The 13,275-nt window shown below is 35.3% G+C and carries 13 protein-coding genes; 6 read left to right on the forward strand and 7 right to left on the reverse strand.

The genetic code is table 11. From position 1 onward, the window contains the following. Nucleotides 1-10: 10 nt before the first annotated feature. From PZ898_RS19670 to PZ898_RS19685, 4 genes are read right to left on the reverse strand one after another with little or no spacing between them, the layout of a single operon-like run. Nucleotides 11-910, reverse strand: coding sequence for an alpha/beta hydrolase (locus PZ898_RS19670; protein ID WP_277694013.1), 900 nt, complete (start codon nucleotides 908-910; stop codon nucleotides 11-13). After that, nucleotides 911-1,348, reverse strand: a complete 438-nt coding sequence (locus PZ898_RS19675) for a DUF1330 domain-containing protein (RefSeq protein WP_277694014.1) — start codon at nucleotides 1,346-1,348, stop codon at nucleotides 911-913. Nucleotides 1,349-1,352: 4 nt separating this feature from the next. Beyond that, the gene (locus PZ898_RS19680; protein ID WP_277694015.1) at nucleotides 1,353-1,691 is read right to left on the reverse strand and encodes a GIY-YIG nuclease family protein; all 339 of its coding nucleotides are present in this window, start codon (nucleotides 1,689-1,691) and stop codon (nucleotides 1,353-1,355) included. Nucleotides 1,692-1,698: 7 nt separating this feature from the next. After that, complete coding sequence (locus PZ898_RS19685; protein WP_277694016.1) at nucleotides 1,699-2,124, reverse strand: MarR family transcriptional regulator; 426 nt, start codon at nucleotides 2,122-2,124, stop codon at nucleotides 1,699-1,701. Between the two features lie 804 nt (nucleotides 2,125-2,928). Between PZ898_RS19685 and PZ898_RS19690 the strand changes: the two genes are divergently transcribed. Genes PZ898_RS19690 through PZ898_RS19700 form a run of 3 tightly spaced genes read left to right on the forward strand, consistent with a single transcriptional unit; the run spans nucleotide 2,929 to nucleotide 7,294 of the window. Further along, entirely contained in the window at nucleotides 2,929-3,216 is a 288-nt protein-coding gene (locus PZ898_RS19690; protein WP_131797541.1) for a hypothetical protein, read from the forward strand. Between the two features lie 34 nt (nucleotides 3,217-3,250). Next, complete coding sequence (locus tag PZ898_RS19695) at nucleotides 3,251-5,947, forward strand: DUF6493 family protein (RefSeq protein WP_277694017.1); 2,697 nt, start codon at nucleotides 3,251-3,253, stop codon at nucleotides 5,945-5,947. A gap of 3 nt (nucleotides 5,948-5,950) precedes the next feature. Continuing rightward, nucleotides 5,951-7,294 (forward strand): SWIM zinc finger family protein, encoded by a 1,344-nt coding sequence (locus tag PZ898_RS19700; RefSeq protein WP_277694018.1) that lies wholly within the window; start codon nucleotides 5,951-5,953, stop codon nucleotides 7,292-7,294. An 83-nt stretch (nucleotides 7,295-7,377) separates the two neighbouring features. Here PZ898_RS19700 and PZ898_RS19705 read toward each other — a convergent pair whose 3' ends face one another. Next, nucleotides 7,378-7,830 carry a VOC family protein gene (locus PZ898_RS19705; RefSeq protein WP_202843579.1) on the reverse strand — a complete coding sequence of 151 codons (453 nt, stop codon included), beginning with the start codon at nucleotides 7,828-7,830 and terminating at the stop codon, nucleotides 7,378-7,380. 396 nt (nucleotides 7,831-8,226) lie between these two features. Between PZ898_RS19705 and PZ898_RS19710 the strand changes: the two genes are divergently transcribed. The 3 genes from PZ898_RS19710 (at nucleotide 8,227) to PZ898_RS19720 (ending at nucleotide 11,093) form a co-directional block, all read left to right on the forward strand. Continuing rightward, on the forward strand, nucleotides 8,227-9,744 hold the full coding sequence (locus PZ898_RS19710; RefSeq protein WP_277694019.1) for a TROVE domain-containing protein: 1,518 nt from the start codon (nucleotides 8,227-8,229) through the stop codon (nucleotides 9,742-9,744). A gap of 250 nt (nucleotides 9,745-9,994) precedes the next feature. Further along, nucleotides 9,995-10,537 (forward strand): DUF6584 family protein, encoded by a 543-nt coding sequence (locus PZ898_RS19715; protein WP_062675531.1) that lies wholly within the window; start codon nucleotides 9,995-9,997, stop codon nucleotides 10,535-10,537. Nucleotides 10,538-10,871: 334 nt separating this feature from the next. Further along, nucleotides 10,872-11,093: a hypothetical protein gene (locus PZ898_RS19720; RefSeq protein ID WP_062675530.1), complete on the forward strand. Its 222-nt coding sequence runs from the start codon at nucleotides 10,872-10,874 to the stop codon at nucleotides 11,091-11,093. Between the two features lie 1,309 nt (nucleotides 11,094-12,402). Here PZ898_RS19720 and PZ898_RS19725 read toward each other — a convergent pair. Next, nucleotides 12,403-12,741: a helix-turn-helix domain-containing protein gene (locus PZ898_RS19725; RefSeq protein WP_123278997.1), complete on the reverse strand. Its 339-nt coding sequence runs from the start codon at nucleotides 12,739-12,741 to the stop codon at nucleotides 12,403-12,405. Between the two features lie 10 nt (nucleotides 12,742-12,751). Then, nucleotides 12,752-13,180: a hypothetical protein gene (locus PZ898_RS19730; protein WP_062675529.1), complete on the reverse strand. Its 429-nt coding sequence runs from the start codon at nucleotides 13,178-13,180 to the stop codon at nucleotides 12,752-12,754. Between the last annotated feature and the right edge of the window lie 95 nt (nucleotides 13,181-13,275).

Genomic DNA, 13,275 nt, shown 5'->3' on the forward strand with positions numbered 1-13,275 from the left:
AAGGCTCCCTTTAATATGGGAGCTTTTTGTTGATAATACTGACCATACTTTCACTGATTGTATCAAATAATTCCCTCGGAATAAAATGTCCCATTCCTTCAATAAGCAGCCATTTGGCACCCGGAATAGAATCCGCAATATCTTTTCCGCAATCAGGATGAAAGATCAGATCGTCTGTTCCATGAATGATTAAAGCCGGAGCAGTTATTTTCTTCAACACTTCAGGATTATACTGAAAGGAACCCATTGCTAAAAGCTGGCGGATGATTCCGTTTTTGGTTCTGGAGCGTATAAGTTCCTCTTCAAGTAAAGCTTTTTCCTGATTCGAATCAAAAACATATCCAGAGCCCGATATTTTCTTTGCAAAATGGATCTTTTCTCTCAGATATTCTTCTTTCTGAAGAATAGGATCAGCAGACACCCGTGTCAACATAGCCATCACTTCCGGATCAGGCTTGGGAAGGGAAGGATTCATAGAAGTAGACATGATGATCGTCAATGATAAAACTCTTTCAGGATAATAGGAACCTAAAAGCTGTGCAATAATTCCTCCCATGGAACGTCCTGCAATATGAGCTTTTTCAATATTTAAATGATTAAGAAGGCCAATAACATCATTCGCCATATCCATTAAAGAATAAGAAATCCCTTCTTTACTGAGCATTGCAAAAATCTCTTCAATCCTTTTATCAGAAGGTATTTCCCTTTTTGAATTAAAAACAGAACTCCCCGAATCTCTGTTATCAAACCGAATCACCCTGAACCCTTTTTCAACCAACAGATCACAGAATGTGGTATCCCAACGGATCATCTGACTTCCTAATCCGGGAATTAATACAATGACATCAGAATTTTTTTCGCCAAATACCTCATAGCATAATTCCACATCATTCATTTTGACTGTTTTCATTTAATCCCTTTGTGTATTTAATAATACTTCTTCCAATGGTAAAAGTCTGGAATCTTCTACCGCAGCCATTCTATGTCCCATAATTTTCATATAAGCTTCATTTTTTTCGAAACCGAAAAAATCATTAACACTTTTTTGTTTGATTAAGAGACACAGATCCCAATATTCACTTTCAGGACCTATCAGAAACTGGTCTCCCTTTCCAATAAATAAAATTTCTCCACCGCTTTCCTTTAAATAAGGTTCCGTTTCCCTGATATAAGTAAGATAGGCATCCCAACCAGTTGTTTGCTCATTGGGTTTCAGATCCGGATATTCTGAATAATTTGCTTCCTTCTTTAATTTGATGAGGTTAAGATTAATGATGGCTCCTTTTATATTTTTAGTAAACAGATGTTTACCTGCCTCAAAAGTTGGAGATAGATATTTTTTTGACATCACTTTAATATAATTCTGTAATGAGTCCGGAAATATAAGACTGTTCAGCCTTTTGAACCTCTTTACGATAGTTGATAAATTCATTGTTTTGATCCGGAACAATAACGACAAACTCAAAAGTAAAAGAATCATTTCCCAACTCAGTCCATTCTTTCTGTAATTGTGGATGGGTAAATAATCCTCCGTTTAAAAGAAATTTCATCTTATTCACCAGAGCTTCCAGGTTTAAAGAACCCTGAACGTATTTTTTCCCGTTTGAAATGTTGGTAACAGCAAGTACTCCCATTGTTGTTGTATGGTCTTTTGCCCTTTCTCTTAGTTGTTTTTTTAATGCATTTTTCATCTTTTCATTATTGTATATTTCCTCCTAAATCAAATAAAAGCTCATTGACCATGCGTAGAGATTTACCTTTTTTGGAAGAAAGAATTTCTTTGGTAATATTTTCTGCGCTTAGCTTAGCTTCTTCAAATACTTTTTTACCGTTAGGAGTGATGACCACATAACTTACACGGGCATCTCTTTCGTTGCTTTCTCTGGATACAAGTCCGATTTTCTCCAATGGATTCAATAATCGGGTAACTCCTGATGCGGTAAGACCTATTTTTTCGGCAAGATCTATTCTTCTCATTTTGCTCTCAGGGGAAGAATAGAGCACATAAAGAATAACAAAGTCATTGAATCCCAGGCCATGAACGCTCAGAGAATCAAATTTTCTGGCAATTACAGACTGTAGCTTATTGATGTTTATTAAGAATAATAATTCTGTGCTTATCATTGAAAAGTATTTGAGTTGTCAAGTATTTTATTTTGCAAATATATAAAATTTAGCGAATTACAATCCTGTTTTTATTATTTTAAAAAAAATTAACGTATTAGTAAGCTAACATAATTGGTTATAAGGTATCTTAAATTCTGGAATTAAGACACCAAATGTTGTGTAAATATCATTATATAACGCTTTTAACCACTTTTTTATTAATATATCTTTAAACAGGGAATTGTTTTTATGTTATCAACGGCTTTGATAGCCATTGTTTTAATTAACTTAATATTTGTTAAAAAAATCACTTTTATGGGATAATTTACTGTCTGTCAGTCATTTTTTTTTATTTTAGCCGATAAGAATGAGTTTATGCTTATTGATAAAGGTTTTCAGGTGAAAAATTTAAACTGTTGACGTATTGTAAAACAGGAAACGATTACAAATAACAGAATTCCGGATATGGCAAGACACCTGTTGATATTGTCAGTGAATTCTTTGATCGTTATATTCCTGATAATACTTCTTTTTTTAAATACTTCATTCAATTTTATCAAGGTGTTTATGATAATAATCAGATGAGAATTTTATATGTGGTATCCTGTTTTTCAGACTCTGCTTTTACAGGAAAAAAATAGTAAAACTTATTAAGTGTTGTATATCAGTGTTTTTATGTAAATAAATATTGTGTTTCCGAATGTTTGGATGAAACAGAATGCGCTTCCCTGAAGAGGCTTTGTTTATTCATGCTTTTGGGACTGTTTAATACTATGAAACGCTCTGTGGTACGGCTTTTGAAGCCCTATAAACAGGATGTTTTTGAATAATTTTAAAGAAATGAAGTGGGGAATAATAATCGGTAAAAAGTTAAGTTTTGAATGGAATCAGATAAAAGGATTTATCTACAAAATTCCCAAACTTATCCGTGTGATTACCAGTTGGAATGCTGCTTCCGGAAAACTGCTGATGCCCATTCTTTCAACAGTTGAAAAGACAGTTTTGAATGCTGAAAATTTCCTTAGGCTTTATCATGAACTGTTAAAACAAAATCAGTCTGGGATGAAAAAAATCTTGTCAGACAACCTAAAGAATGGAAAAAATGAATAACCTGAAACAAATTTATACATCAAATTAAAGCACCATGAAAGAAAGACTTTATGAGATCCTTAATGAGGAAAAAATACATGAGATTATTCCCTTTCTAAAAGAGCTTAGTATTGAAGAAAGGAAAACACTGGTACCTTCTATAAAGAAAATGGACCGCGAGATCAGTAAAATTGTAATGACTAAAAACTCCTACCATACGGCAGGATCTGTGAATCAGCATTCCATCATAGATATTGCTTCATTTGTCTGTATGGATAAAAAGAATTTTGGTAAAAACTATTGGAGTCTTTTCCGTAATGTAGAACAGACTGATCAGATACTTGAATGGGGATGCCCGGATTGGTTTTCAGACTTTATCAATGAATCTGTTGAAGCTGAATTTACAGCATTTAATTATAAAGATATTTTAGGATGGACGGAGAAAGGATATGTACAGCCCAAACCAGAATTGCTGGGACATCATCTGAGCAATTATCCCGCAGATCTTGACCGCCACCCTGAAACACTCAATACTCATTTTTGGTATTTGTGTGAATTTCCTTCCAAATCTTTACCTTTCCGTAAAGAATGGTTTCCTATTGTTCAAAAACTGATTGCAGATAAGAAAATTGAAAGAAAAAGATTTCTGAAAGAATGCCTTTTGGCTGCCAACAGGAATTTTAATAAAAATGTCACGGGTTGGTTTATGGATGCGTTTACCTCATTAAAACCAACGGAAGAAGAATTATCTGATCTACAGGATGAACTACTGGCAGGGCTTGTTTCTTCACAGTCAAAAGCCGTGAATACAATATTATCTCACTTGAAAAAAATTGTGGGAACTTCAGAATTTAAGAATGAAGAATTTTCAAATTATCTTCCGAATCTATTAAGCTCTGAGGTAAAAACAGTAGTGGTTTCCAGTCTAGGCCTTACTGAAAAAATATTCCAGAGAAAGAAAATGGATCCGGATATGCTTGGGATGGCTTTAAGTACAGCATTTGTCAGTAAAGATGATGGAATACAATCAAAAGCAGCGAAGATCATCCTTAAATACATTCCGGCTTCAGAAAATATGATGGTGGCGCTTTCTCATTATTCAGATAATATATTAACCAATGTACGTCCTCTTTTGGTAAAGTACATTGAAGAAAAACAGCCGGAACTTGAGGCGATAGCATCAGAAAAACTATTGCTGACTTCAGATGAAAATGCAGTGCAGGTACTTCAGAACTTTGAAGATCTCATGTTCTATCTGCCTTTAGCAATGGACAATCCTTATAGCTACCATTGTGATATTGCTTTGACTGGATTTATCAGATTTGCAGGAGATGTAGATGAAGAATCTGTAAAATTGATGGAACCTGTGTTTTTGAAAGCCTGTAAAACCATTGCAAAATGGGAAGTTCCTTATCTGAACGTTTTATTGTGCAATGCAATCATCAATTATGGGCTGGCTTTAATGGAAAAATATCCGATTCAGTTAAAGAATCTGGAAAAAATATACCAGAAAACCAAAGAAGAGGAAGCTACGAGAGAGTCTTACTCCAATTATCAGAAAAAATTGGGACCTATAGAAGATGTAGGGGCAGATTGCCCGGCAAGACAGGCATTTAAGGAAATCGCCATCTATGCTGTTGAAAAAATAGAATCCGGTGATAAACTTCCTTTGTTGTTTCCTATCACCCATGCGCCATGCTGGATTTCTCCCGTAACGCTGGTTGAGAGATTGGAGAATTACCAGAATAACAATGCAGAGCCTCATCATCTGGATATTCAGCTGGCCCTTCAACGTTGTGCTTTAGACGATACTTCTAAAGCTATTGAAGAAACAGAGAAAAGATTAAAAGGTGAATATAAAGACTTACTACTTTTCTTCTTTGGAGAAAATGCAAAGCCGGAAGGTAAGTTTATACATCCTTCATGGTGGATGACCGCTGGAATTACCCGCTCACCGGAAACGGCTTTTGAGGAATTTAAAAATTTCGGATATGATAATATTCCTGCAGAATTCTTTTCGGGAGATTATCAATGGAAAACCATTGACAATAAGAAAAACTCATACTATCCGGTAGAGCTGAATATTACGATTCCAAAATACCATCTTGAAAAAAGAAAAGAACCTTTATTCATGGAATATTTTGTTGCTGAGCAGAAAGAACTTAATGAAATTCCTGCGCTGATGCTTTGCTTCCCCAATACACCTGCAAATGCCCTGGCGAAGGTAATTAAGTACTGTCTTTTCTATTCAGGAATTGCAGAAGTTTTTGAAAGAAGCCTTGTTCTGAATACTGCCAATACGCTGTATCAGATCAAAAAACCTCTGGATGAAATTGGATATCTGTTTCTTGGGACTATTTTCCTGGATAGTGATAAAACCATTCGTGGAACAGCTGCTGAGATCTGGCTTGAACATGTTTCTGGTCAGATGATGGATAATGCAAGACTTGGAAGAGTGATTGGTCTGCACGAAAAATTAGAATGGGCACCAGTGAAAAGATTGACCGATCTTATACAGCACCACATGCTTAATATAAGTAAAAATCACAATATAGCTCTTGAAGAATTGATTTTCAGTGTTTTACTTCAAATGGAGAAGCCAGTTACCAATCTGAAAAGAATTCTGGAGATCTACCATGAAGTATTGGCTTTGAACCATTCCTCAGTACATCAGGAAGTCGTTGAAAAATTAAACAGTTGGAAGGAAAACTCGAGCCTTAAAAAAATATGTAATCTTCTTCTGAAAAAATAGAACATGGAAGATACGCTTATTTACAGCTATTCAGGAGTATCCTCTTTAGTCAGGAGAGGTACACTTGAAGAGTTATTTCTTGCCAAATACAGTGAGATTGATAAAAATACTGATATTCCCTGTTTTTTCTGGGGAAATGTAAGGCAGCCTTTTATTTTGGCCCGATGTCTGATCACACTTTCAAACATCGTGAAATCCAGTTTTAACCTGTCACCTTTTCAGATGGCACTTCTTAAAGATCCTATAGTGACAGCAGGAAATGAAAGATTAAGGTTTGAAGGTTTTTCTCATTGTGCAGGAGTGTATGCAAGAATAGATGTACTTCCTGAGGGATTGGATGGAGAGTTTCTTGAAAATGGAACAACGAATGTGGATTTCAATCAACCTATGATAACAGCGCTGGGAAGTATACTTCCGAATGAAGAAATTATGCTTTCTGTAGGGCAAAAAGAAGTAGGATTATACAAGGGGGAAAGCAAAATAATAGAAAGGAAAGTACCATTGCCTGCTAAATGGATCAAAGGACTGGGAACTGTTCAGGTGTATTTATCAGAATCCGAAAAGCGTCATACATTCAATAAGATTCAGACACAGCAATTGTTCAGAGGAATGCCCAAAGGAGTGGTGAAATCAGATTATTATTTAATTGTGAGAGGAAATAAACCAGTTTTTTCTCCGGTAAAATCTGCAGATTATGTTTGTATAGGAGGACTTCACAGACTACGCCTATTAGAACCTCTTCTTCCTTATATTGATGGTTTGCAGGTTTTTGCACATGCTAATATGCAGTCTACAACATGGCAACTCAATATGGGAAATATCCGGTTAAGTTTTTCTTTATCGAGAGAATGCTGGAGAGGTTTTTCAGGTGAAGGTGCGGTGTTGGATAGCCTGATTTCAGATGTTCCTGATGAGTGGATTGATGCGCTGGATAAATATGCCTATGCCAATCAGTCTTTTAATCCTGGCAGACTTGCCTTGGAAGAGAACATCCGTTTTGACAATGTTAAAAATAGTACAGGCAGGCTTGCTGCAATGGGATTGCTTGGTTATGATCTTAATGACAGAGAATTTTTCTATCGTAGACTTCCATTTAAATTAAGCCGGATTATCGGGCTTAATCCCCGCATAAAAAATGCGGAAAAATTAATTGAAGACGGAAAAGTAGAAATCTTGAATAATAATAAAGAAAGAACAGAAGCCAGAGTAAGAGGAACCGGTGTACATCATACAGTAATCATTCAGGAAGAAAAAGAACGCTGTACCTGTGAGTGGTTCAGTAAATATCAGGGGGAAAGAGGTCCCTGTAAACATGTATTGGCAGTGAAAAAACTGGTTAATGTTTAAATACTGCTGATGCTCATCTTATCATTTTGTTGAGCAGCACAAAGGCGCAACATCTTGCGCCACTGTGTTGTAGTAGTGTCTTATTAATTACCAGTCTGCTTCATCCATTCCTCATAGCTCAGTACTCCCAGTTCCGGTCTGCCTTCACCCTCCAGAATAGAAATAAATTCAAGCTGATTTCCATCTGGATCATTAAAATAAATAGCCAATGCAGGCATCCATGCAAATACCATAGGCTCTACAGTTCCGTTTTTTAGAAAATTGTAAGGTTTTAAATCCTTTTTTTCAAGAAATTCTACAGAATAATTCAAAATATCTTCTTTACTGCTGGAAAAAGCAAAATGTCTGGTCTGAAGATTCTCCTTTTGCTCCCAAAGCCCCAACATAAATTGTTTTCCTTCTCCCGCCCATAGAAAAGCAATAGGTCTGGTTTCATCTTTGTGAGCCAGTTTTAATCCTAATACTTCCGTGTAAAACTGTATTGCATTTTCCAGATTGCTCACCTGAATATGAGTCTCGTATATTCCTTTAATCATAGCTTAATTTTAATAAAACAAAGCTAGAAAACTCTTATCTGAAAATTCCGCATAGACGATTTCTTTAATTAAAATGAATGATAGAAGGATTTTATAATGATGAATTATAAATGATGAATGAAGAATTCAATTTTATTCCTACAGCATCTGTGTATTCTGTGTTATAATAATTTCAATATAGTACACAATAGAGTTGGTCTTAGCCCGCCTTTCAAATATAGCACCTTTCAGTCGGCTTTAACCAAAACTTAAAATCTGCGAGAATCAGATTAAAAATAAAAAAATCAAAGAAAAATTTTCTGCGCAAAAAGATTGCGTAATACTGTTTTTACTTTGCATCAGAAATCAGAAAGGAAGTATCAATCCTTCCCATGTTTAACAATAAAAACAGTAACCATGAAATTTAATTTTTTAAAAAAAGAAAATAAAGTAGTACAGAACTACGAAGGTACAAAAGCATATGCCATGACACCTGCAGAAGAACTGTATAGTGCTGTTGTTACAACAGGACTGTCAGATGCCAACTACGAAAAAGGAAATGACAGATTAGGAAGAATCCAGTCTCTGATCAAAAAAAATGATCCCGAATTTGTGGCGAAGCTGGCCGTATATGCAAGAAAAGATATGTATCTGAGATCTATCCCATTGGTTTTGACAACTGAATTGGCAAAGCAGACTTCAGGTACAGACCTTGTAAGCAAAACAGTAGACGGAGTCATTCAGAGAGCAGATGAAATTACAGAATTGCTGGCTTACTATCAGTTTGCCAATAAAAGAACAGATACCAAGAAACTGAATAAACTGTCCAAACAGATTCAGAAAGGTCTGGTAAAATCATTCAATAAGTTTGATGAATACCAGTTCGCAAAATATAACAGAAAAGCAGAAGTAACCCTGAAAGATGCATTATTTCTGGTTCACCCGAAAGCTAAAGATGAAAATCAGCAGGCAGTTTTCAATAAAATTGCTAACAATACACTGCAAACTCCTTATACGTGGGAAGTGGAGCTTTCAGTTTTGGGTCAGACAAAATTTGCAAATGATGCAGAAAGAAAACTGACTTTCAAAAATAAATGGGAAGAATTAATTTTCAGCAACAAACTGGGCTATATGGCAACCATGAGAAACCTGAGGAATATTCTGGAAGCTAATGTATCGTCTGATGCGATGAACAAAGTGTGCAGATACCTTTCCGATGAAAGAGCCGTAACCAATTCAAAACAGCTCCCATTCCGATTCCTGGCGGCTTACAGAGAATTAAAAAACTTTGATTCTCCTTATCTGTCCTCCGTACTGGAAGCTCTGGAAAATGCTGTTTTGGTAAGTGCCAGAAACATCAAAGGTTTTGGTTTTGAGACATCAGTGGTGATCGCTGCCGACGTGTCAGGTTCTATGCAGAAAGCAGTTTCCAGCAAAAGTAAAATTTTGCTGTATGATATCGGTTTGCTGATGTCTATGATCCTCCAGTCACAGTGTAAAAACGTGGTAACGGGTATCTTCGGTGACCGTTGGCTAAGAGTTCCAATGCCGAAAAATGGTATTTTAAGGAATGTAGATGCCTTCTACAAACGTGAAGGTGAAGTAGGATATTCCACCAACGGTTATCTGGTGATGGAAGACCTAATCAAAAGAAAAGAGCAGGTGGATAAAGTAATGCTTTTCACTGATACCCAGATGTGGGATAGCACAGGAAACAGAAACTCTTTCGAAGACGTGTGGAAAAAGTACAAAGCCATCGCGCCTCATGCAAAGCTGTATATTTTTGACCTTGCAGGTTATGGTACACAGCCGCTTGATATCAGGAAGGATGATGTACATCTTATTGCAGGTTGGTCAGACAAAATTTTCGATGTACTGAACGCGTTGGAAGACAAAAAGTCTGCAGTAAAAATGATTCAGAAAGTAGTGCTGTAACAGGCACTGCTTTTAAAAATAAAACCTATGGAAATGCGACATAGGAAACGGAGGCGTTAAGAAAATAAGCTATGCGAACGTTAAGAAAATTCTATTGTTTGAAGCGCGACACAGAAATTGAAACGAAGAAGTTACATTACATTCGCGCAAGTTTTAGAATTTTTAGAGAGTGTTGGTTATTTTTAGCCAAAGTTTCCAGGTATTGAACTTTTGGTTCTTTTGCTTCAAGGCAAAACGAACAAATATTTACATGAAAAATAAAAGTATGGGAAATTTAATGCATAAAATTAAGCAGGATCTTAAAGATGGCAGAAAGAAAAAAGCATGCGACAGATTAAGAAATATGATTAATCAGTTTCCTAATGACCTTTCCCTAAGAAGAAGATTAGGACAGATTTATTTTGAAGCAGGATTTCTTGATGAAGCAGGTAAATTTTGGATTCTTTCTAAACCAGAGAATAATAAAATGGAAAATGCAGTAGAGATTTACAGAAAGTCTTTAAGCAATTCAGGAAATGCCATTTTAAAAGATATTGTTTTCAGAGGAGATAAAAAACTGCTTGATGAATATGCATTGAAAGTAATCACTGAACTTGAACAACATAGTCTTAAAATCACAAAACAGATTCCTGTTTTCAAAGTCAAAACAAGAGAGAAAGGGAGTTATTCAGAAAACAAAACAGATTTTTTAAGTAAAATAGGAATCTTTTTATTGATCGGATTCATTATTTTACTTCCGATTTTAGGGGTTTTTAAACTTTTTGAAATTATTTCATCATTATTTTCTCAATAAAAATCAACTACGTAAATAGATTGCGTACTCACAATATAATTTTGCAGTGTTAATAATACTGGTGCCGTTAGAAAGACCTCCTTCGATTCCAAACTGACAGAGTCTTTCACCAGATTGCCCGGTAGCTAACCAATGCCGTTAATAAGAGTTTCATCGTCAACTTCCAATTGAACATCAACTACTCTTATCATTCATTGCTTGGTTTTTAATAAAAAAACTGCGTAAGTAGAATTCGCAGTAAGAATATAATTTTGTAGAAAGAAAACTAATAACTATGAATAATTATAAACTAGATCTAAAAGAAGCAGTGTATTGAGGTTAATACTCAATACTTATGAAAAAAGCTAAAACGTTAAGACAGAAATTCGGATTTAATGAATATGGATTAATTGACTTTCCAAAGAAAGTTTCAGGCGTACAGATCTCAAGATTGATGTACGGAAATGATATGGGTTGTTCATATTGTTTTCCACATGGTTTTGAAGTGGTGAATGCAAGGTATACAAAGTTCCAGCGAAACTGGAAGAAATACAGAAAAACCCAATGGAAAAATTAAAATCAGGTGTCGTTTTGGAATCATACTTCGAGTCCCCCGTCAGATGCAGGTTCAATTCCTGCCATTCCTGTTGTAAACGGAATGTAGCTCAAATGGCAGAGTAGATGGTATAGAAAAGATTCAGCCGCTTTTACCCTGATGCTATAAAAGAGTGCCGTAGAGAAGGCTTACTTCGGTATAATATTGGTTCGACTCCATAACAGATCATGAAAATGATCTTGTAAAAGTCTTTTCGAATCTTGCCTCTTTTATTTAAATCACATCAATGAAAAAATAATAATAAAAGGTTGAAATTTCCACCAATGATAACTATGGAAATGTGACATAGGAAACGGAGGCGTTAAGAAAATAAGCAACAAGAACGTTAAGAAAATCCTACTGTTTGAAGCGCAAGACAGAAAGTGAAACTAAAAAGTAACATTAGATTCGCGCAAGTTTTAGAATTTTTAGAGAGTGTAGGTTATTTTTAGCCAAAGTTTCCAGGTCTTGAATTTTTGGTTCTTTTGCTTCAAGGCAAAACGAACAAATAGGTAAATAAAAATTATACTACCTAAATAGAATGCGCAATAAGAATATAATTTTGTAGAAAGAAAACTAATAACTATAAATAATTAAAATCAAGTGTCGTCTTAGAATCATACTTCGAGATTGAGTAAACATTGGGTCGCAGGTTCGAATCCTGCCTTCTCCCTCGAAAAGGAGAGGTAGCTCAGCTGGTAGAGCAAATGCACGGAAGATTCTGAAAAATATTACCTTGATTTGTAAAAGAGTGCCGTAGAAAAGACCTACTTCGGTTTAATTTGGTTCGACTCCAGAAGATCATGAAAGTGATCTTGTACAAGTCTTTTCGAATCTTGCCTCTTTTTTATTTTAAAAACAAACAAGTGCCGTAGAAAAATGTTACTTCGCTCATCACGACGGGGTCACGGGTTCGAATCCCGTCTCTTCCACAATAAAAAACACAGTCTAAATATGAAGAGTAGCTCAGCTGGTTAGAGCACGACTGCATTATTCACCTGTTGCCTTGTTTTTTAAATATATAAGAAGCCGGAAGTGGGACGTTGAAAGATATCTTTGTATATAATTTTCTATAAAGTCAGATGATTTTTTCAGACTTTACCCCTTTCTTCTGCCCACTTCCAGCTTCTTTATATTACTATTTTGAAGTGTCGTTAGGAAAAAATTCATCGTAACACAACTATGGGAGGAATAGCGAAGCCGATCACTCCGGCAAGGTTATCCGGTTCGACTCCGGCAAACGTTTAGCCCGGTTTTTTCCTTATTATTACCTTAAAAAAATGCCGGTAGATTACTTACCGGCATTTTTCATTGTATTTTCAAGCTCTTCTTCAAACATTCCTTTCCATTTTGAAAGCGTCGTTCGGCTTATTTTATATTTTCGTGACATATAACTTGTAGAATGACCATGTTTTTTTTGATACTGAAGCAGTTTTAGCATAGTCTGTTTGTCATAGGTTTTGAGTTTTTGATTTTCTCTGGATTGCTTGAACAGTTTTTCGTTGAATTTAAGAACATCTTCGCTCGTATGAAGCTTTTCAAGAAGGTCTTTAACTTTTGGATCTTTAAGCTTTTCGGGATATTCCATCCTCAGCATATCCTGGTAAATTTTTTTGTAATTAGGGCGCATTTTTATCTGTTTATCCGTTTGCATTATCACTCTTCTGAAGCCATCTGTGGAGAGTGCTTTTCGGAATAGAATATTCTTTAATGACTTCACTTTGCGTCATTTCACCGGAAAGAATTCTTTTCATTATAAAATCTTTAATTTCTTGTGTATAAATATTTTTCCTGAAATAAGGTGTTTTTTCGGACTTCTGCTGGTTTTTGTTAACTGCCGACGGAGGTGCGTATAAAATCAAATGCGAGCTGTAAAGTCTGAAAAAATCATATTCCAGCAATTTGCTCCATCTTAAAAGAAGATCCGTATCCATTGATCTGCTGTCATACATCATTTCGACAGCCTCTTCATCTTTGCTTAAAAATTTACATATCCTCTCTACTGTAATTTCATTTTCATCAACTCTTTCCTTAATAAATTTCCCAATATGGATTTCTTTATATAACATTTTTACTAAATATTGTTCTTTTGTTTAAACTTATATATAAAAAAACGAGAATAGGTGATATATATTATCTTACTTGGCAGGGAATAATTCACAAA

Origin of the sequence: Chryseobacterium sp. WX, assembly GCF_029542485.1 — a bacterium.
In the GTDB taxonomy this organism is placed as follows: Bacteria; Bacteroidota; Bacteroidia; order Flavobacteriales; family Weeksellaceae; genus Chryseobacterium; species Chryseobacterium cucumeris.